The 21,414-nt window shown below is 35.5% G+C and carries 17 protein-coding genes; 1 reads left to right on the forward strand and 16 read right to left on the reverse strand.

Features of this window, described 5'->3' with window-relative positions; all coding sequences use genetic code 11:
* Positions 1-145 precede the first annotated feature (145 nt).
* The 9 genes from hflC to citZ all read right to left on the reverse strand — a co-directional run bounded on the left by hflC (position 146) and on the right by citZ (position 11,209).
* Positions 146-1,117 carry a protease modulator HflC gene (gene hflC / locus ACEPXD_RS12475; RefSeq protein WP_391116358.1) on the reverse strand — a complete coding sequence of 324 codons (972 nt, stop codon included), beginning with the start codon at positions 1,115-1,117 and terminating at the stop codon, positions 146-148.
* Positions 1,117-2,106 (reverse strand): FtsH protease activity modulator HflK, encoded by a 990-nt coding sequence (gene hflK / locus ACEPXD_RS12480; RefSeq protein WP_391116360.1) that lies wholly within the window; start codon positions 2,104-2,106, stop codon positions 1,117-1,119. The genes hflC and hflK overlap by 1 nt, the downstream gene beginning before the upstream one ends.
* Positions 2,107-2,357: 251 nt before the next feature.
* Positions 2,358-3,572 (reverse strand): carboxylate--amine ligase, encoded by a 1,215-nt coding sequence (locus ACEPXD_RS12485; RefSeq protein ID WP_391116362.1) that lies wholly within the window; start codon positions 3,570-3,572, stop codon positions 2,358-2,360.
* A gap of 11 nt (positions 3,573-3,583) precedes the next feature.
* Positions 3,584-5,119: a two-component system histidine kinase PnpS gene (pnpS, locus tag ACEPXD_RS12490; RefSeq protein ID WP_391116364.1), complete on the reverse strand. Its 1,536-nt coding sequence runs from the start codon at positions 5,117-5,119 to the stop codon at positions 3,584-3,586.
* Complete coding sequence (locus ACEPXD_RS12495) at positions 5,116-5,832, reverse strand: response regulator transcription factor (RefSeq protein WP_391116366.1); 717 nt, start codon at positions 5,830-5,832, stop codon at positions 5,116-5,118. Before ACEPXD_RS12495 ends, pnpS begins: the two co-directional genes overlap by 4 nt.
* Positions 5,833-5,886: 54 nt before the next feature.
* The gene (locus ACEPXD_RS12500) at positions 5,887-6,354 is read right to left on the reverse strand and encodes an enoyl-CoA hydratase (RefSeq protein WP_391116368.1); all 468 of its coding nucleotides are present in this window, start codon (positions 6,352-6,354) and stop codon (positions 5,887-5,889) included.
* Positions 6,355-7,729: 1,375 nt separating this feature from the next.
* A complete protein-coding gene (gene mdh / locus ACEPXD_RS12505; RefSeq protein ID WP_391116370.1) occupies positions 7,730-8,668 on the reverse strand; it encodes a malate dehydrogenase in 939 nt (312 codons plus the stop codon).
* Positions 8,669-8,744: 76 nt separating this feature from the next.
* Complete coding sequence (icd, locus tag ACEPXD_RS12510) at positions 8,745-10,010, reverse strand: NADP-dependent isocitrate dehydrogenase (RefSeq protein ID WP_391116372.1); 1,266 nt, start codon at positions 10,008-10,010, stop codon at positions 8,745-8,747.
* A gap of 80 nt (positions 10,011-10,090) precedes the next feature.
* On the reverse strand, positions 10,091-11,209 hold the full coding sequence (citZ, locus tag ACEPXD_RS12515) for a citrate synthase (protein WP_391116374.1): 1,119 nt from the start codon (positions 11,207-11,209) through the stop codon (positions 10,091-10,093).
* 199 nt (positions 11,210-11,408) lie between these two features.
* Here citZ and ACEPXD_RS12520 point away from each other — a divergent pair, with 199 nt between their 5' ends.
* Positions 11,409-12,371 (forward strand): AI-2E family transporter, encoded by a 963-nt coding sequence (locus ACEPXD_RS12520; RefSeq protein ID WP_391116376.1) that lies wholly within the window; start codon positions 11,409-11,411, stop codon positions 12,369-12,371.
* Here the strand turns inward: ACEPXD_RS12520 and ACEPXD_RS12525 are convergent.
* The 7 genes from ACEPXD_RS12525 to dnaE all read right to left on the reverse strand — a co-directional run bounded on the left by ACEPXD_RS12525 (position 12,355) and on the right by dnaE (position 21,401).
* Entirely contained in the window at positions 12,355-12,747 is a 393-nt protein-coding gene (locus tag ACEPXD_RS12525; RefSeq protein WP_391116378.1) for an FxsA family protein, read from the reverse strand. The genes ACEPXD_RS12520 and ACEPXD_RS12525 overlap by 17 nt on opposite strands.
* 76 nt (positions 12,748-12,823) lie before the next feature.
* Positions 12,824-14,584: a pyruvate kinase gene (gene pyk, locus ACEPXD_RS12530; RefSeq protein ID WP_391116380.1), complete on the reverse strand. Its 1,761-nt coding sequence runs from the start codon at positions 14,582-14,584 to the stop codon at positions 12,824-12,826.
* A 38-nt stretch (positions 14,585-14,622) separates the two neighbouring features.
* The gene (pfkA, locus tag ACEPXD_RS12535; RefSeq protein WP_391116382.1) at positions 14,623-15,582 is read right to left on the reverse strand and encodes a 6-phosphofructokinase; all 960 of its coding nucleotides are present in this window, start codon (positions 15,580-15,582) and stop codon (positions 14,623-14,625) included.
* 70 nt (positions 15,583-15,652) lie between these two features.
* Complete coding sequence (gene accA / locus ACEPXD_RS12540) at positions 15,653-16,621, reverse strand: acetyl-CoA carboxylase carboxyl transferase subunit alpha (RefSeq protein ID WP_391116384.1); 969 nt, start codon at positions 16,619-16,621, stop codon at positions 15,653-15,655.
* Positions 16,615-17,484 (reverse strand): acetyl-CoA carboxylase, carboxyltransferase subunit beta, encoded by an 870-nt coding sequence (gene accD / locus ACEPXD_RS12545; protein WP_391116387.1) that lies wholly within the window; start codon positions 17,482-17,484, stop codon positions 16,615-16,617. Before accD ends, accA begins: the two co-directional genes overlap by 7 nt.
* Positions 17,485-17,562: 78 nt before the next feature.
* Positions 17,563-18,195 (reverse strand): FadR/GntR family transcriptional regulator, encoded by a 633-nt coding sequence (locus ACEPXD_RS12550; RefSeq protein ID WP_391116389.1) that lies wholly within the window; start codon positions 18,193-18,195, stop codon positions 17,563-17,565.
* 143 nt (positions 18,196-18,338) lie between these two features.
* Positions 18,339-21,401 carry a DNA polymerase III subunit alpha gene (gene dnaE / locus ACEPXD_RS12555; RefSeq protein WP_391116391.1) on the reverse strand — a complete coding sequence of 1,021 codons (3,063 nt, stop codon included), beginning with the start codon at positions 21,399-21,401 and terminating at the stop codon, positions 18,339-18,341.
* Positions 21,402-21,414 lie beyond the last annotated feature (13 nt).

The following is a 21,414-nucleotide window of genomic DNA, read 5'->3' on the forward strand; positions in this document are numbered from 1 at the left end:
TCACTCCTTTAATTTTGAAAAGCGGCATTTTTGTGCATCTGGCCCGCTCGATAATATAGTCCAATGAATACTGCCGAATGAAGAAAAATAAAACCGTCATTCCCTATATCTTACCACGAGAGTAAGGGGAATGACGATTCATATACTATTTTAAGTATCCCGAAAGAATTCTTGCATATGGTGAGGCAGAAGGAATAATAATCATCGTATCCGGCCCAATTGTTCTCTTGTAGGATTCTAACGTTCGATAGAGAGAATAGAACTCTGGGTCTTTCGAAAACGATAAGTTGTAAATTTTCGCGGCCTCCGCTTCCCCTTCTGCTTCAATAATGGCAGCTTCTTTTTTAGCAGTTGCTAACATTTCTTTTACTTTACGGTCCGTTTCCGCCTCAATACGTCGTTTATCCGCATCACCGGTTGACAAAAACTTTTGCGCTATCTTTTGCCGCTCAGAGATCATTTCATTATAAACAGATTGTTCGTTTTCTTCTGGCAAATCTATTCGTTTAATACGAACATCGACTACTTCAATACCATACTTATCTTTTAGTAAATGATTATTTACTTCGGCTGTAATTTTATCATTTAGGCTACCTCTAGATGAATTTTCATCATTAATAATATCATTATATTCTAATTGACCAAGCTCTGAACGAACGACCGAGTAGATGAACTCTTCCATACGTGAGCTTGCTCCGACTAGACTTCCCGCGCTTTTAATCATTTGTTTCGGATCTACAACACGCCAGACTGCGTAATTATCAATAATAATACGTCTTTTATCTTTTGTGTTAATCTCTTTTTCTGAAAGTTTATAGTTCATTTGATATTTTGGTATTGTCGTTACACTTTGAACAAATGGGATTTTCATATAAACACCTGGTTTATATTTCACATCTACTACTTCACCAAATTGGCGAATTATTTTGTAGTCGCCTTCTTTCACAACGTACACATTTGCAAATGCAATAACTATCACGATAAAAGCTAGAAAAATTGCAATAAATGTTTTATAGTGTTTTTTAAAATCAGCAGGCGCTTTTTCCGTTTTAGGTTTATTTTCTACAGATTTAAACTTTGCTTCTAAGTTGGAAAACGGATTATTATTATCTGCCATTATTGTCCGCTCCCTTCTTCTGTTTTTATTTCTGTATTCGTTGTAGCTGTTGGACTCGTTTGTTTGTTAGACCCTAATGATTGAAGCGGTAGATACTTCATCGTTCCACCTTCATCATTCATAATATAAATTTGTGCATTCGGTAATACAGCATCTAACGTTTCCATTATAAGTCGTTCTCTCGTAATCTCTTTATTATATTGATATTCTGCGAACAATTTATCAAATAAAGCTACATCCCCTTTTGCATGTTCGATGCGAGAAGTTTTTATACCTTCTGCATTTGAAATGATCGCATCTTTTTCTCCAATTGCTTCACTCATTTTTTGGTTTTCATATTTTTCAGCTTGGTTCACCTTTGTATTTTTTGTTTCTTCTGCATCTGTTACGGCCATAAATGCTGAACGCACTTCATCGTTTGGTAACTCTACATCTTGTAATTTGACTGTAAGTACGGTAATTCCAATATTATATTTCTCAATTAATGAAGCAAGTAATTCCGTTGTATCCGTTTCAATTTGTGCTTTTCCAGATGTAAGCGCATCATCTATTTTCGAATTTCCGATAACTGAACGAATGGAAGCTGATGTTGCATCATGAAGCATTTCTTGAGGATTTTCCGAGTTAAACAAATACGCTCTTGGATTTGTAATCTTCCACTGAACTACTAAATCCGTTAAGACAATGCTATCGTCTCCCGTGATCATTTTTGTATCCTTATCAAAGGAAGTAATTTCTCCATCAGGCGCTTGCTTATATCCAAACTGCAGACTAAACGTCTCCTTTGAAAGCTTTTCTACTTTTTGAATTGGCCAAGGTATCTTAAATTTAAGGCCTGATTCTGTTATAGGATCACTAGCTTCTCCAAATGTAATAACTATTGCTTGTTCCGATTCATCTACCGTATACCAAGAAGTAAATACAGCAGATAATAAAATAACCCCTATAAATAAAACAACAATAATAGATATCAATCTCTTAGTACTCATTTCATTTCCCCTTTCTATGTATATCTCTTATACGTAGTAACCATGCTTTTAGTTTCAAAAAATAAAGATTATTACAAAAGTGTTACTGGTGCCTGGCACCAGTAACACTTTTGTAATAATTAAGAAACATGGACTAAAATAAAAAAAAGCTAGCAATGTGCTAGCTTTTTTTAGACAAATCGTTTGGAAAAGGGGTCTATTTCAATATAGCAAATGATTGTAAATAGAATGTGAAAATAATGTAAATTTCCTCACCAATTATTATTTTTATACTTTTTGTAGTAATTAAACTGACGAGCAAGTAAAAATAACTTACGCATTAAGTGCTTATCCTTTTTATAGAACAGTGGATTACCCCACTTTCCTTCTTTCAAAAGTTGTCTTATTTCCATTTGAATTTCTTTATTATCTACAAACTTTTTTAAAACAATTTTTGGTACAACCGTAAATAAATAATGTTCGTCTAACAAGGTAAGAGGTTTTTCTTTGTTGTAAATAACATCATCTACAAAATAACGTGCCATATTATGTCCCAAAGCAGTCGTATAATAACTAGAACGACCTTGTCGAATATTTACTTCAAATACTTTAAACTTACCGTCCCGTTCATCATATTTCAGGTCGAAGTTTGCAAATCCCACATATCCGACTGCTTCTAAGAAATGTTGAAGTTTTAGCATCATTTCCTCATTGTATCTCGTAATAAGTGCCGTGTAGTTACCAATTGCAGTTACTGTATGCTCCTGAAGTACTACTTGGGCAAATGTGCTTAATTGTGCTTTACCTTTCGAACTCATATAAATAACAGAATCCCACATGTATGTGTCATCGCCTGGAATATAATCTTGTATGATCAAATCTTCCACATACCCGCTTGCATTTACTTGGTTAATAACATCATTTAACACGTCTCTATTTTCTACGCGGTATACTTTTTGCTGCCCCGGAAACTTGTTTTTATAATACTGGACACCATTGCTTGGCTTAATAATTAAAGGAAATAATACTTCTTCCAAAAATGGCTCCTTTGTTAAACAAGAATAGTAGTAAGTTTTAGGTGCATCAATCCCGTGTTTTTCACATAATTTATAAAAATTCGCTTTCACAAGTAAATTATTCATCAGTTCTTCTGACATATAGTTAAATACATACATTTTTTTCAAAACTTCTGCATTTTCTATAATTAAACGTACATAAAAATCGTTCGTGCCTACAAGCAATAATTGTTTTCCCGCTATCTTGTATTTCTCTGCAACTTCAGTTAAGACTGCAACAAATGCTGTTTTATCCCAAAGATTAGAGTGAATTTCTACATGCTCGATCATATTACTCCATTTGGTAAAAGACATTTCTTCTTTCCCAATTAAGATTGGCTTGATGTTATATTCCTCATGGAATGAAATTGCCATATTGTATGCATTTATATCTGTCCCAATAATAATTGGGATAAAGGGTTGATTGTTCATATTGACCTCCGTTAACTTTTAACAATTGGAATAGATACAGTAAATATTGTACCTTTCCCAACTTCACTTTCTACCTTTATTAATCCGTGATGTGCTTCAACGAGATGTTTAACAATTGCAAGTCCAAGGCCTGTACCACCAGAATTCCTACTTCTCGCCCGGTCAACACGGTAAAAGCGCTCAAATATTCGATTAATCTCTGATTTTTTTATTCCTATTCCTTCGTCTTGGATTTGGAAAACCCCGAACGTTTTGCTTCTATAGATATTCACTCGTATAGTTGTATTTTCGGGAGAATACGTAATAGCATTTGCAAGTAGATTCATCATTATTTGAATAAGTCTATTTTTATCCCCTAAGACATGAACATTTTCATCTACTATTGTTTCAATTATTATATTTTTTTCTTCAGCTAAATGCGTAGTCATTTCAAGACCACGAATGAGAATTTCACTAAGTTTCACTTTATTTATGTTTACTTTATATCCAACTTGTTCAACTTTTGATAAATCCAGCAAATCATTAATAAGCATTTGTAATCGATTGCTTTCTTTATGAATAATTTCTAGAAAAGATAGCAAGGTTTCTTCGTTTTTATATGCACCGAACAATAACGTCTCAGAAAATCCTTTTATTGAAGTAACTGGCGTCTTTAATTCGTGGGAAACATTGGCAACAAAGTCTTTGCGGATTTGTTCTAGTTTTATAAGTTCTGTTATATCGTGCATGACCACTACAATCCCTAGCCATCTTCCATGTTCCCCAATTACAGGAGCACCATATGCATCCATATAATATGTATGAAGATTTCTTTGAATGTGAAGTTGTTCCCGGTTAGAAGATTCGGTTAAAAAGAGCTTATCAATAAATGTTTCTATGTTATGAGGCAACCCTATTTTACGAAAAAGCTTACCATCTACATTTTCTAATGATAGTTGCAATTGGTCTAAAAAGGAACGATTGACAATAGTCACAATTCCGTTTCCATCAATCATAATTAAAGCACTGCCCATATTTTCGATTAACGTTTTTAATCGCTCTTTTTCCGTTTCACGCATAATAGAAATGTCGTGTAAATTTCGTGCAAGAATATTGATGGAATTACTTAACTTAGACATACCAGAAAAATCATCTTCGAATGCTCTAATTCGATAGTTTCCTCTAGCAAGTTCCATCGCAGTTTCGGTAAGATGATCAATGGGTTGAGCATATTTTCTAAATATACGTGCCCCAAGAAATAAAGCCAAAAGATAAGTTGCTAATAACGAAAAAAACAAGAGTAACCAAACGGAATGCTGCACACTAAAAATGGAATCATTTCGCAAGATTGAAGACATCATTTCATTGATATTATTTTGTTCTTCTTTTGGAAGATTAGTAGCACTTAAATAGTTGGATACTTTTTCAAGTTTCGCGGACATTACATTATTTATGGAGTGTTCAACAAAAATTGGAAAAAGCTGTCCAAGGACAATTCCTAGTCCAGCTAATATTACTCCGATTAATATTGAATAAGTACGCAAAATTCGTGATTTATACGTTTTCATTGAGTCTTAGGCTCCTCAAATTTATACCCAAGACCTCGTATTGTTTTTATAAATATTGGCTTTCTACTGTTTTCTTCTATTTTGTCTCGCAGATGACTAATATGAACATCCACAATTCGGGTATCACCTGCAAAGTCATAATTCCACACGGCACTCAGCAACTGATCTCGAGTCAATACCCTATTTTTATTTTCGATCAAATAAACTAGTAATTCAAATTCTTTTGGCGTAAATTCAACAGGATTATTGTTTAGTAATACTTCAAAACGATCCGGAAAAACTTGTAATGCGCCATATATATATAACTCTTCGGACGATTTAGATCCCGAGTTTAGTGCTTCCGATGACATGCCAGAACGTCGAATCATCGCTTTAACTCTCGCTGTTACTTCTCTTGGACTAAATGGTTTTGTCATATAGTCGTCTGCTCCTAATTCAAGACCCAACACTTTATCAAACTCTTCATCTTTTGCAGTAAGCATGATAATTGGTGTTTGAATTTTCTTCATTCGAAGCTCTTTACATATTTCCATACCATCCATATATGGTAACATCCAATCTAACACGATAACATCTGGATGGTTATTTATAGCAAGATTTAAACCCTCACGACCATCGCTAGCTGTCATTACTTCAAATCCTGCTTCTGCTAAATTATATTTTAATAATGTTACAATTGAACTCTCATCGTCTACAACTAATACTTTTTTCATTTTATTACCCCCAATTTGATTTGAAACCCCCATCCCAAATCAACCGACTAAAAATCACTTCCCATTTTTAGCATCTTGATCTTCTAGCATTGGTGGTGAAACATGGAATGTCCCATCTACTACTGTTTGGTCATCCTCATTTATAGCAGTAATATGAATGATCGCATTATTTGCTTTTATATGTATTTCTTTCACCTCAAAAGTGAACTCAATAACAGAATAATGATACGCTGGTTTTGGATAAGTTAATATTTGTTTCGTTATATGGGATCCTGGTCCGGGTAAATATTTTGAAATAGAAGATGTTATAATCCCACATAACATAATTGCTGGAACAATTGGTTTTTCATAAACTGTTTTGGACGCAAAATCATGCTGTATATACAACGGATTGTTATCATTCGTTAACCCTAAGTATAGAAGTAAATCTTTGTCTTCTATCTTTTCAGTAATGGTTAATTTCTCGCCTATATAGAGTTCTTCAATCTTCCTACCTATTTTGATTGTTTTCCCTAATAACAACAATTCATCCCCCAATCAGTATACTACTTATATCTTAACAATAAGTATAAGAAAAGCGCAAGCGCCCTTTAAGTGCACCTTGTCCCCTCCATTTCTAGAGTGCTTTGGACGAAACATTGGCTACACTATTACCGTTGGAATTGTGTAGCTGAAAGTGACCGCGTCACTTCCAGCTACTCTTTTTTTGGTAATCTTGTAGCGGGTATTTGTCCGTCGCACTCTTGAAATTGGTAGAGACAAGGTAAATAAGGTTTGGTTAATGCGAGATTAGATGCCTTCCTATTCTTTTAAAAGCGAACGAAGATGCAATTTCGTCCGCTCAGCGCTTCTTTATCAAAGAATACTACCTATTTTGTCAGGTTCCACAAACTTTAATCATCTACCCACTGATTCACGTATCCTATGTACGATAAAAGTAAAAACATATAGGAAATCCTGCGTAAGATAGACACCATTAAAAAGCACTTCAAGTCGTTGTAAATACTGGATTTCTAGTATATCAATTTCATATACTTTCTTAACTCTAAGAAAAATGCAAGCGTCCTTTAAGTGCATTTTGTCTTCTCTATTTCTAGAGTGCTTTGGACGAAACATCGGCTACACTATTACCATGGGAATTTTTGTGGATGTAGAAGTGACTGCGTCACTTCTACATCCACTTTTTTCGGTAATCTTGTGGCGGTTGTTTGTCCGTCGCCTTCTTGAAATATGTAAAGACATAATGCATTTGTTTTGGTTAATGAGAGAATAAATACTTACCTATTCTTTTAAAAGCGGGCGAAGATGCAATTTCGTCCGCTCAGCGCTTCTTTATCAAAGAATACTACCTATTTTGTCAGGTTCCACAAACTCTAATCATCTACCCACTGATTCACGTATCCTATGTACGATAAAAGTAAAAACATATAGGAAATCCTGCTTAAGGAAGACACCATTAAAATCACTTCAAGTCTTTGTGAATACTGGATTTCTAGTATATCAATTTCATATACTTTCTTATTAGGAACTACTCACTTAATGGATTGTAGTGAAAGGTGGCGACTCCAGACGGAGGCCAACAGGATGTTGGTCACGAAGGCGTTGCCACACGATGTGGCGCTCTTAGCCTTCGTTCCTCGGAGACAGATGAGACATCGCAAACGACGCGAATGCGGCGGTGACGGCTCATCGCTCACCCCGCGGAAAGCTTCCACCTGAAACGGAAATCCGCGGTATTAATTAATTCTTTAAAGTACTAGGAACACTGGTTTCGCAGGACGAAAATCCATATACTTTCTTATCTCTTTAAAAAAACTGTAGACAATCTCGATTAATATCGAGATTGTCTACAGTCTAAATAGAGCAGGTATATTCAGCTCGATTCATATTATTTGCATTAAGCTAAAACGTTCATTACTGCTTTAACTGATTCAGCAGATTTGTTCAACAACATTTTTTCTTCTTCTGTTAATTCTAATTCGATGATTTTTTCGATACCGCCAGCACCTAATACAGTTGGTACTCCAAGATAAATACCTTCCATACCATATTCTCCTTCTAAATAAGCGATGGAAGGAAGTACTCGTTTTTGATCTTTTAAAATCGCTTCTGCCATTTCAACTAAAGATGCAGCTGGTGCATAATAAGCAGAACCATTTCCAAGAAGGTTAACGATTTCAGCTCCACCCTTACGAGTGCGTTCAACAATTTCTTCTAAACGAGCAGCGTCAATTAGCTTTTCTAACGGAATACCACCAGCGTATGAATATCTTACTAAAGGAACCATGTCATCACCGTGTCCACCAAGTACAAAACCAGTTACATCTTTCACAGATAGGTTTAGTTCTTGTGCTACAAACGTACGGAAACGAGCTGTATCAAGTACACCAGATTGTCCGATTACTCGTTCTTTAGGTAATCCTGATTCTTTATAAACAGTGTAAGTCATCGCATCAACTGGGTTAGTTAATACTAGAATTATTGTGTTAGGAGAATGTTTCACAATCTCAGAAGTTACAGCTTTCATTACTTTTTGGTTAGTTTGAACTAAATCGTCACGGCTCATACCTGGTTTACGGGCAATACCAGCAGTAATAATTACTACGTCTGAGTCTTTTGTATCTTCATAGTTTGAAGTACCAATGATGTTAGCATCAAAACCTTGAACTGGACCAGCTTCAGCCATATCTAAAGCTTTACCTTTAGTTGGATTTTCAGCTTGTGGAATGTCCACTAATACGATATCTCCAAGTTCTTTTTGAGCCAATAAGAATGCAGTAGTAGCTCCTGTAAATCCGCCACCGATAACTGAGATTTTATTTCGTTTTATTGTCATTTGAAATCTCTCCTTTATTCAAATGTTAAAAGAGAGGGGGATACCCTCTCTAAAAAAAACAAATTTCAATTACTGATTACATGTTTTTAATTAATTCATCAGCGAACTCAGAACATTTAACTTCTGTTGCCCCGTCCATTAAACGAGCAAAGTCATAAGTAACAACTTTAGCAGCAATAGATTTTTCCATTGAATCCATGATTAATTTTGCAGCTTCATTCCATCCAAGATGCTCAAGCATTAATACACCTGAAAGGATTACAGAAGATGGATTTACTTTATCTAAACCAGCATATTTAGGAGCTGTACCGTGAGTAGCTTCGAAAATTGCATGTCCAGTTACGTAGTTAATGTTTGCTCCTGGAGCAATACCAATACCACCAACTTGAGCAGCTAAAGCATCCGAAATATAGTCTCCGTTTAAGTTCATAGTAGCTACTACATCGAACTCTTTAGGACGAGTTAAAATTTGTTGTAAGAAGATATCAGCGATTGAATCTTTCACTAAGATTTTACCAGCTGCAAGTGCATCAGATTGTGCTTTATCAGCAGCTTCTGTACCTTGTTCTTCTTTAATTTTGTCATATTGGTTCCAAGTAAACACTTTGTCGCCAAATTCTTGTTCAGCTACTTCGTAACCCCAAGTTTTGAAAGCACCTTCCGTGAACTTCATGATATTACCTTTGTGAACTAATGTTAAAGAAGTACGACCTTCTTTAATAATATAGTTAAGCGCTGCACGTACTAAACGTTTCGTTCCTTCTTCAGAAATCGGCTTGATACCAATACCCGACGTTTCTGGGAAGCGAATGTTTTTAACGCCAAATTCAGTTTGTAAAAAGTCAATTAGTTTTTTTGCATTATCTGTACCTTTTGCATACTCGATTCCAGCATAAATATCTTCTGTGTTTTCACGAAAGATAACCATATCTGTATCTTCAGGACGTTTTACAGGAGAAGGTACTCCTGTAAAATAACGAACTGGACGTAGGCAAGTATATAGGTCAAGTTCTTGACGTAACGCTACGTTTAATGATCGAATACCACCACCGATTGGAGTAGTAAGCGGGCCTTTTATAGCGATTAAATATTCATCAATAACATCTAAAGTTTCTTGTGGTAACCATTCGCCTGTTTGATCGAATGCTTTTTGACCTGCAAGTACTTCTTTCCATTCAATTTTCTTTTCACCATTATACGCTTTTTCTACAGAAGCTTCTAAAACGCGTGATGCAGCTGCCCAAATATCAGGACCTGTTCCGTCTCCTTCTATGAAAGGAATTATTGCTGTGTTTGGTACATTAAGTACACCGTTTTCAACTGTGATTTTACCTGTTGTCATTTGTCATTTCCTCCTACTTTCATAATCATAGGGTCCAAAACACAAAAGTGTTTCAGCCCTAATCCATTAAGAAAATTTTATTATCTTTCTTCAATTGGGATATATTTTTGCATACCAGGTCCGATATAATCTGCACGTGGGCGAATTAAACGGTTATCTGAATATTGCTCTAAAATATGTGCGGTCCAACCAGATACACGTGATACGGCAAAAATAGGTGTAAATAAATCATGATCAATATTTAGAGAATGATATACAGAAGCTGAATAGAAGTCAACGTTCGGCGGTAAATTCTTTTGACCAGTTACGATATCTTCAATTTTCACAGACATATCATACCATTTAGACTCTCCGCGAAGAGCTGTTAATTTTTTAGACATCTCACGCAAATGTTTTGCTCTTGGATCGCCTTTTCTATACACACGATGACCAAAGCCCATAATTTTTTCTTTGTTTGCAAGTTTTGCATTAATAAAGTCTTCTACGTTGTCGACTGAACCAATTTCAGTTAACATTTTCATCACTTGTTCGTTTGCTCCACCATGTAATGGTCCTTTAAGAGCACCAATAGCAGCTACCACACCTGAATACATATCAGAAAGGGTTGCAACACAAACACGAGCTGTAAATGTTGATGCATTCAGTTCATGATCTGCATGGAGAACTAATGCTTTGTTGAATGCTTCAATTTCAATTTCTTCTGGCATTTCACCTGATAGCATGTACATGAAATTTGCAGCATAACCTAAATCTAATTTAGGTGCAATCGGATCAAGTCCTTTACGTACTCGAGAAAATGCTGTCACTAAAGTTGGGAGTTTAGCTTGAAGTTTAACGGCTTTTAAGTAGTTCGCCTCATCAGACATATCTTCTGCTGCGTCATCATATAATGCAAGCATAGAAACAGCCGTTCTAAGAGCTGACATAGGGTGAACTTTTGAGATTGGATAAGTTTTGAAATGGTTAAGTATTTCTTGAGGAACTGACATATTATCAGCCAGTTGTTGTTTTAATTCTGCAAGTTCATCCGCTTTTGGAAGGCGTTTATTCCATAGTAGAAATACTACCTCTTCAAAGCTTGCATTTATTGCTAAATCATCAATATCATAACCAACGTATGTAAGTGTGTCATCAATAATTGAACTGATGGCAGACTGCGTTGCTACAACACCTTCTAAACCACGAGTAGTTGCTGTCATAAAAATCTCTCCTTCTTGTCCAGAATAAATACTTTGTCTCCCTAAGTCAGCGAATAATGATCTATCTGGTTATGAAATGTACCTTATTCATGCTTACTATTGTATTATAATCAATTTGGGCGATTTTGTGAATGAAAACGCTTAAAAATATTAAAAAATAGTGTTTTAGCTTCCAAATAGTTGAAAAGATTGGGTGAAAATGATTGCTTTTCAAATAAATAAGAAAGAAATTATTTCTCAGTGGATACCAATTGGAATTATTATACTAATATTATTAATTGCATACCCTTTAGCTCTAGCGATTTTATGCGGATATTTTTTACACCCTATTACTAATTTTTTTTACAATAAGTTCAAGATCCCAATAATCTTAAGTGTTCTGCTAACGGAATTCCTCATATTAACAGGGATTCTATTATTACTATTCTTTTTAGTACAAACTCTTATTGATTTAATACCACTTATTCATAGCCATGTTGTAAAATTACCGGTTATCGAGTTAAAAAGACTTCCCATATTTTCAATGTTTGAAGAGGAATTTCAAACTATATTAAATAATTTAATGAATAATCTATTGATTTACATTACTCACTTACCTTCCTATTTTTTTGAACTTTTTCTTTTTAGTATGGGATTATTTTTATCGTTACATGAATCTTTAAAAAATCGACTGTGGTTTTTAGTATACCTTCCGAAAAAAACAAGAGGTTTTAGTGAAAAAGCCTTGAAGAAGTCTTCTGGGGTTATGAACAAATTTATTTCCGTAGAAGTGAAACTATTTTTATTAACTTTTATTTTACTAACTATTGGTTTCACCGCTTTGGGTCTGCATCAACCACTAAAGTATGCTTTTTTAATTTCCTTAGTTGATAGCATACCTTTTCTTGGGACTGGCTTAATATTGATACCACTTAGTATTTACTTTTTTTTACTAAATCAACATACAGTAGGGATCATTATCTTACTGCTATATGTATTTGTTCAGTTGACTAGGCATATTGTGGAGTCCATGTTATGGTCTTCCTCTATGCAAATAAAGGCTGTCCACGTATTCTTTCTAAGCGCGGCAGCCATTTTAATATTTGGATTTATAGGAATATTATTTAGTCCATTCATTTATTTAATCGCAAACAAATGGATAGATTTTACAAAGTCTTCATGACAATCACTTGACCTTTTTTCATTTTTTTACGAATCCATTTATAAATTAGTGGTTTAAATAGATTTCGGGAAGGACCAAACAAAAGTAATAGACCTATAATATCTGATATAAAACCAGGAAAAATGACTAATACAGAACCAATAAAAACACATATTCCATTGATAGCTGCTTCTCCAGGTGCTTGATGATTTTTTATACTCTCTGAAACTTCTCTAAATGCTTTCATTCCTTGTCTTTTTACAAAGTAAGCTCCTATTATTCCGGATGCTAAAATGAGAAGAAATGTATTACTTACTCCGATGGTTTTACCGGATAAAAGTAAAATATATAATTCTATTACTGGAATGACAATAAATAAACTTATAATCCATTTCATGTATTCACCCTCCATATATATGGTAATTGCCTCACCTTTTATGGTGAGGCAATTTTTAGATAAGGTTTACTTTTGGTTAAATTATACTTGCCTTACCGTGGTAAATAACACCACTTTCAGCATCAATCGTAAGTTCTTGTCCGTTCCTGATTAAACTAGTAGCATTGTTAACACCAACAATTACAGGAATACCTAAACTCAGTCCAACTACAGCAGCGTGGCTAGTTAGTCCACCTTCTTCTGTAATGAGTCCTTTACATTTCTCAATAGCAGGAATCATGTCCCGATCAGAACCAACTGTAACAATGATACTATCAGAGGTGTCTTTTCCAAGAAGTTCTCGTGCATTACTAACAACAACTGCTTTCCCAAAAGCGGTAAGCTTGCCAATTCCTTGTCCTTTAGCAACCATGTCGCCAATAACATGAACTTTCATTAAATTAGTTGTACCTGCCTCACCAACTGGAACACCCGCTGTAATGACTACTAAGTCGCCATGTGTCACATAATGATGAAGAATACTTTCTTCGACTGCCACTTCTAATACTTCATCCGTCGAGTAAGCTTTCTTACCAACAATAGGGTACACGCCCCAAACTAGTGTTAACTTTCTAGAAGGCACACTAGAAGAAGTCACTGCAATAATTGGAACACCTGGTCTAAATTTAGAGATCATTTTTGCTGTATGTCCACTTTCAGTAGGCGCAATAACCGCTTTTACTTTCAAATTTATCGCCGTATGAGCAACGGCTTGACCAATTGCATCAGTTAAGTTTACTTCGCGTGCTTTACTTAACTTCGTAACGATTGATCGATAATCTACCGCATTTTCCGTTCTTTTTGCAATTTTATCCATTGTTTGTACAGCTTCTACTGGATATAAACCCGCCGCCGTTTCACCCGATAACATAATAGCATCTGTTCCATCTAATATCGCATTCGCTACGTCACTTGCTTCCGCACGAGTAGGTCTTGGGTTACGCTGCATGGAATCTAACATTTGAGTAGCTGTAATGACTGGCTTACCTGCGGCATTACATTTTTGAATAAGGCTCTTTTGAACTAATGGAACTTCTTCCGCAGGAATTTCTACTCCAAGATCTCCTCTTGCTACCATTAGACCATCCGATACTTGAATAATCTCATCAATATTATCTACGCCTTCTTGGTTTTCAATTTTAGGGATAATTTGAATATGAGAACCGTTATTCTTTTCAAGGAGCTCCCGAATTTCCAATACATCTTTTGCACGTCGAACAAATGATGCTGCTATGAAATCTACACCTTGTTCAATACCAAATAAAATATCTTTTGAATCTTTTTCCGTTATACCAGGTAACTGCACAGATACCCCTGGAACATTAACACCTTTATTGTTTTTTAAAGTCCCTGCGTTTTGGACAAAGGTTGTTATAACTCCATCGTTCGTGTTAATTTTTGTAACGATTAATTCAATTAGCCCATCATCCAGTAATATAATAGAACCTGCTTGTACATCCTCGATTAACTTTTCGTACGTTATGGAAAAACGGCTACTATTTCCTAATACTTCGACCATTGAGATTTCGATTGTTTGACCTGATTCCAACTCAATACCATCATTCTCCATTTTATGTGTGCGGATTTCAGGGCCTTTTGTGTCTAATAATATCCCTACAATTTTTCCTAATTTGTTTGATACTTCTCTAATTCTTTGAATTCTTGTAGCATGTTCCTCGTGATTTCCGTGTGAAAAGTTTAAACGAGCAACGTTCATACCGCTTTCAATCAGTTTTTGTAACATTTCCTCTGATTCACTTGCGGGTCCAATTGTACATACTATTTTTGTTTTTCTCATTGTCCTGTCCTCTCTATATAAAAGTTATTTCCATTCTACTAAATGGATAACTCTTTCGATAATTGATACATTAATAAATCAAAATCTTCGCCTTTTTCAAATGCTTCATTCATATCATAGTCTACCACTTGATGATTCTGTATGCCAACTGCACGCCCTCCATGTCCTGCAAGTAATACTTCGACTGCTCTAGCTCCAAATAAGCTAGCTAACACTCGATCGCGGCCAGTTGGAGAACCACCTCGTTGAATATGCCCTAATACAGATACTCTAGTGTCAATATTAGCATGCGCCATAAGGTGAGAAGCAAATTCCGAACCACTCATGACTCCTTCTGCAACAATTATGATACTATGCTTTTTACCACGAGTTGTACCACTCTTTAATTTTTCGACTATTTCCTCCATGTCGAATTCTACTTCCGGAATAATAATCGTTTCTGCTCCTCCTGCAAGTCCAGCCCATAAAGCTAAATCACCAGCATCCCTACCCATTACTTCAATAATAAATGTGCGATCATGAGAAGTTGCAGTATCTCTTATTTTATCTATACATTCAATCACTGTATTTAAAGCAGTATCGAAACCGAGTGTATAATCTGTGCCTGGTATATCATTGTCAATTGTTCCTGGAATACCAACACATGGAAAACCATTTTTCGTTAGCGTCATGGATCCACGATAAGAACCGTCCCCACCAATTACAACTAACCCTTCAATTCCATTTGCTTTTAACTGTTCAACCGCTTTTTGTTGTCCTTCTTCCGTTCGAAACTCAAGAGAGCGTGCGGAGAAAAGCTTGGTTCCACCCCTTTGAATAATATCACCAACTGATCCTAACGTTAGTAATTCCATATTCCCCTCAATTAGTCCTTGGTATCCATGAAAAATCCCTACTACTTCCAACCCTTCATAGATTGCTTTTCTCACTACAGCACGAATCGCTGCATTCATCCCTGGAGCATCGCCACCACTTGTTAAAACACCTATACGTTTCAAAAATTTCCCCTCCACTCTATGTATTTAATAACTCAAGCTTAACACGAAATGGGTCAAAAAAAAAATGCGTCTAAACAGACGCATTCTCCTCACTAAAAACCCCTATATTTTTAAATTTCTTATAACGGTCTTCAATTAATTCATCCGCTGATAATTTACAAAGCTCTTGTAACGAATTAATAAGAGCCTCTTTCATATATTTAGCTTGTGTTTCAGGATCTCTATGAGCACCACCATGCACTTCTTTAATAACTGTATCAATAATCTGCATTTCTTTCAGGTCAGGTGCTGTAATTTTCATTGCTTCAGCCGCTTGCTTTGCAAGAGATGAGTCTTTCCAAAGAATTGAAGCTGCCCCTTCAGGTGAGATAACCGAGTAAGTAGAGTTTTCAAGCATTTGAATACGGTTTGTAAGACCTAAACCAAGTGCTCCTCCACTTCCACCTTCTCCGATTACAACACTTATAACAGGGACTTTTAAGCCCGCCATCTCCACTAAATTTCTTGCAATTGCTTCACTTTGTCCTCTTTCTTCGGCTGCTTTCCCTGGATAAGCACCTTTCGTATCGATGAAACAAATAATAGGGCGATTAAACTTTTCCGCTTGTTTCATTAAACGAAGAGCTTTTCTGTATCCTTCTGGATGAGGCATCCCAAAGTTTCGTTTTATATTTTCTTTTGTATCAATTCCTCTTTGATGCCCAATAACTGTTAGTGGATTTCCTTCTAAAAACGCAATTCCACCAATGATTGCTGCATCATCTCCGTATAACCGATCTCCATGGAGTTCGATAAAATCTGTAAATAATAATTCAATATAATCTCTTGTAGTGGGACGTCCTGGATGTCGCGCTACTTGAACACGGTCCCAAGGCTGCATATTTTCATAAATATCTTTTTCTAGCTTTTTTAATCGTTCTTCTAGTTTTTCGATTTCCGCTGTCATATCTACATCTGCCCTTGCAGTGTATTCTTTTAACTCATCAATTTTTGTTTTCAATTGAACAATCGGTTCTTCAAAAGGCAATGTTTTTACCACGTTGTAACCTCCTTATGGACATGCATTTTCACAAGTAACGATACTTTTTCACGCATGTCTTTTCGGTGCACGACAGCATCTAATTGACCATGATCCAATAAAAACTCGGCCGTTTGGAAATCCTCTGGAAGTTTTTCGCGTACTGTCTGTTCAATCACTCTTCGACCAGCAAATCCAATTAACGCTTTCGGCTCTGCTAAGTTAATGTCTCCAACGGAAGCAAAACTCGCCGAAACTCCACCAGTAGTTGGATGTGTCAAAATAGAAATATATAATTGACCTTGATCACTATGTCTTTTTAAAGCGACAGATGTTTTCGCCATTTGCATGAGGGACAAAACCCCTTCTTGCATTCTCGCTCCACCACTTGCAGTGAATATAATAAAAGGCACTTTCAGTTCCGTCGCTTTTTCTATTGCTCTTGTAATTTTTTCTCCGACCACGGAACCCATGGAACCCATTCTAAAATGGGAATCCATTATCGCTACCACTACTTTTTGCTCTTCTAATGTTCCTACTCCTGTTAATACTGCCTCATTTAAACCAGTCTTTTTCACATCTGATTTTACTTTTTCAGTGTAGCTTGGAAAGTTTAATGGGTTAACTGTTTGAAGATGATTATCCATGGAAACAAATGAATTCTCATCTAAAAATATTTCCATGCGCTCAAATGCTGTCATTTTCATATGGTGATCACATGATGGGCATACTTTTAAGTTTTTCATTAAGTCCTTTGTAAATACGTTTTTTCTACATTCAGGACATTTCATCATAATTCCTTCTGGCACGTCATTTTTGACTTTATCTGCAGGAATTGCTACATATTTCTTTTTATGATTATTTCTAAAAATATCTCGTATCATATATTTATCTCCCCTGTTCATTAAAAAAGCGCAAGGCTCTGTTGCTAGAGAATTATTTGAAAGGATAGTAATTCTTCCTTACTGGATTAACAAAAGCCATTCGTTATATAGAGTTACTGCCAATTGTTCGTCTCTATTTTTCAAGCCATTGAGCAATTTTCTCCACGTTTCTTTTTCTTCTGTTCCCATTGGATTTCTATAAGGTTCCCCAGCAAATTGTTTTAACAAAAACCATACTTTCAATGCAAGGCGATTATCGGATAGAATAATTATTTCTCTAATGATATCCTCACGAATTACCTCTTCATTTTGCAATTTAAGTAGGAACGCATCCCAAATGAACTGTCTTGAAAAGTTTTCTGAGGTGCATATTGTTCGAATCGCTTCTTTTTCTAATGTTTCCCTTGTCTTGTGAACGTCCTTTTTAGACTTAGATTCTTGTAAAACAAAGGTAGATAATAACTCTACTAATTGATGTTTACGAAAATCAGAAAGAAAAGTTCCTTCTCCTCTTCTTGTTTCAATTAATCCAAGTAATTCTAAACTTCTGAGCGCTTCTCTTACAGTTGACCTACCAACCTGCATTCTTTCTGCTAATTCTCTTTCAGAGGGCAATTTACCTCCAACTGCAACATTTTCTTCTTTAATCAGCTCTCTCAGACGCTTAACAATCTCTAAAAACATTTTGCTTGAATTATTTTTGGGATTCATACATCCTCACTCTTCCATTTATTACAAAGTGGTCTGACCACTGATAGTTACTAGCATACAAAATATTTGCCAAAACGTAAAGAAAAAACTGTACAAATGAGTACAGTCTTGGCTAAACAATCTTTAATTTGGAAAGCGGAGCCCTAGTCATTTGATATTAATTTGGTTATTATTTGAGTTTTTCCATTTCGCCGTTCAGATTTTCCATTTATCCTTATGATTGTCTGCTCCTCTAATAATAAATTAAATCTTGTATACTCTTCTGGAAATAAAGTAACTGAAATACTTCCAGTTTCATCTTGTACAGTTACAAAAGCCATGGACTCCCCTTTTTTTGTGCGAATCCTTTTAATTTCTTGAATAAGGCCAACTATTTTTACTTTCCATTCTTTTGTTGACTGTTGCACATCCCATATGTTGTCGATTCTTTCAGAGACATTTTTTTTCACAGAAACAGTTGGATGTTCCGAAAAATATTGTCCAAGTACTTCTTTTTCAAATTGAAGCTTTATCATTAATGGCAATGGATCGGATTTTATATATTTTGATTTTCCAAAATGAAAAGCATCTCCGCCAAACAAATCATTTTCTTCCATTGGACTAACAAGTTCGGCGTATTTTACTGCTGGGTCTAATGTTGCCAGTAATGTTGCCCTTTCTTCTTTCAATTCATCCAACGCTCCAGCTTTAATCAGAGGTTCTATATTTTTCCTGGTAAAATGGATAGCACTTAAATCAGAGGCGAATTCAAAAATATCTATCCAGTTTGTTGGTTTATTCACTCTTTGTTGCAATAGCTTTTGTGTAAAAGAATGCGAAACTCCTTTAATAGCTTGTAATCCAAATCTCACAGCTCCATTCTCAACAGAAAAGTATGGTTGGCTATATTGAATTGACGGTGGTAGAACTGTAATACCTTTTTGTTTCATTTCCATTAATAGTTGATTTATTTTCTCCTGATTTCCTGCCGCTGAACTTAATAGGGCACAGTAAAACTCAACAGGAAAATGAGCTTTTAAATAAGCCATCTGATACGAAATAATACTATATGCTACAGCATGGCTCTTAGGAAATCCATAATCAGCAAATCGAACAATTAAATCATAAACGGATGAAGCAGCAACTTCCGTATGTCCAAGTAGTTTTGCCTTTTTAATAAAATGGGTTCTTTCTTTTTGAAGTATTTCTCTATTTTTTTTACTTACTGCTCTTCTAAGTAAATCAGCTTCTCCAAAAGTAAAACCTGCCATTTGTGAAGCAATTTGCATAATTTGCTCTTGATAGACGATAATACCATATGTTTCTTTCAAAATGGGTTCTAATACTGGATGTTCGTACGTAACAGCTTGCTGTCCTAACTTTCTTTTTGCATAGAGAGGAATACTTTCCATCGGACCTGGTCTATAGAGAGCATTTATCGCAACTATATCTTCAAACTTAGTTGGTTTTATTTGTTTTAGTGCACTTCGCATTCCTGCAGATTCAAGTTGAAACACACCTGTCGCATCCCCATTTTGTAACAGTTGAAAAGTTTGCTCATCATTTAATGGAATAGTATTTAAGGTTAATTGGGAAGATTTTTTATAGTTAATTAGATTTAATATACGATCGATAATTGTTAAATTTCGTAAACCTAGAAAATCCATTTTGAGCAAGCCAATCTGTTCTATTTCTTTCATAGGCCATTGCGTTAAAAATATCGTATCATGGCCTTTTTGGATAGGCACTACATCCACAAGAGGTACTGGTGAAAGTATGACACCTGCAGCATGTGTGGAGGCATTTCTAGGTAACCCTTCTAATGCCATCGCTACGGTAAACCATTTTTTTCGAATTTCTTCTGTTGCGATGAAGTCACGTAGTTTTTGCGATTGGTCGTATGCTTCTTTTAAAGAAATCCCTAATTTAGAAGGAATGAAGGAAGAGATTGCCTCTAGTGTGGATGATTCAAACCCAAACACTCTAGCTACTTCTCTTGCCACTGCTTTTGCTGATAGTGTTCCGAATGTGATAATTTGAGACACATTTTGTTTTCCATATTTTTCAGCTACGTATTGTATTACTTCCATTCTCTTTGAATCAGCAAAATCTATGTCAATATCCGGCAAGGTAATACGTTCCGGATTTAAAAAGCGTTCAAACAAGAGACCATACTCGAGCGGGTCCACATCGGTTATGAAAAGTGAATAAGCAACGAGTGAACTTGCGGAAGATCCCCGTCCTGGTCCAGTTAAAATTCCTGCTTGTTTAGCAAATTTTATAAAATCTTGCACAATTAAAAAATAATCTTCATAATTCATCTGACCGATGATTTGAAGCTCATAATTTAAACGTTCGACATACTTTGGCGAGATACTTTTCACTCGAATTTTTAATCCTTCTTCACAAAGGTCACGTAAGTAGTCTTTTGCTAAAATGGATTGTGGTAACAGATACTTAGGCATATATTGGGATGGCTGTTCAAATGATACCTGACAACTTTCTAACATCTTTTCTGTGTTTTCAAGCCACTCCGGAACGTCTGAAAACCAATCGAACCATTCTTCACTTGAAAGTACATGAAATGAATGATCGGAAGGCTTTAATCGATTACGATCAGTCATTTTAACTGATTGATCCATCGCGTTTAATACTTCAAAAGCAAACGCATCTTCTTTCTCTATGTACCGACTCATATGAAAAGCAGTAATTGGTATTGAAAGTTTCTCCGCAAATGAGGTAATTTCCACTTCTATTTCTTGCTTTATCCCATTTGGACGTTCAATTCCAGCATATAAATTTGTAGGACCGACGATTTCAGCTAATTCACCCATTGTATTAGGAGTAAAGGAATCGTCGCATTTATAGACGACGATTAATCCCTCTTTGTATGCTTGCAACCATTTTTTCGGTAGTTCAGATAACTCTCTAGTTTCCAAACTACTTGAAATTTTCAGGATATTTTCATATCCATTACTATTTTTAGCGTAAAGTATTATGGAGCAGGGTTGATTATCAAAGTTAATTTTAATCGAAAGTCCAATGACCGGATGAATTTGGTGTTTTTTTAATTCGTGCCAAAAAGGCAACATACCATACAACCTACTGTTTGTAATGGCGGCTGCCTTTGCATTATTCAATTTCAGTTTTTGGATAAGTTGCTCCAATTGAATCGTACTTTTCAGCATATCCGCTGAAGTTACTATTTGTGGATATACCGTTACCATATACAACACCTCA

This window comes from Psychrobacillus sp. L3, from assembly GCF_042945595.1.
In the GTDB taxonomy this organism is placed as follows: domain Bacteria; phylum Bacillota; class Bacilli; order Bacillales_A; family Planococcaceae; genus Psychrobacillus.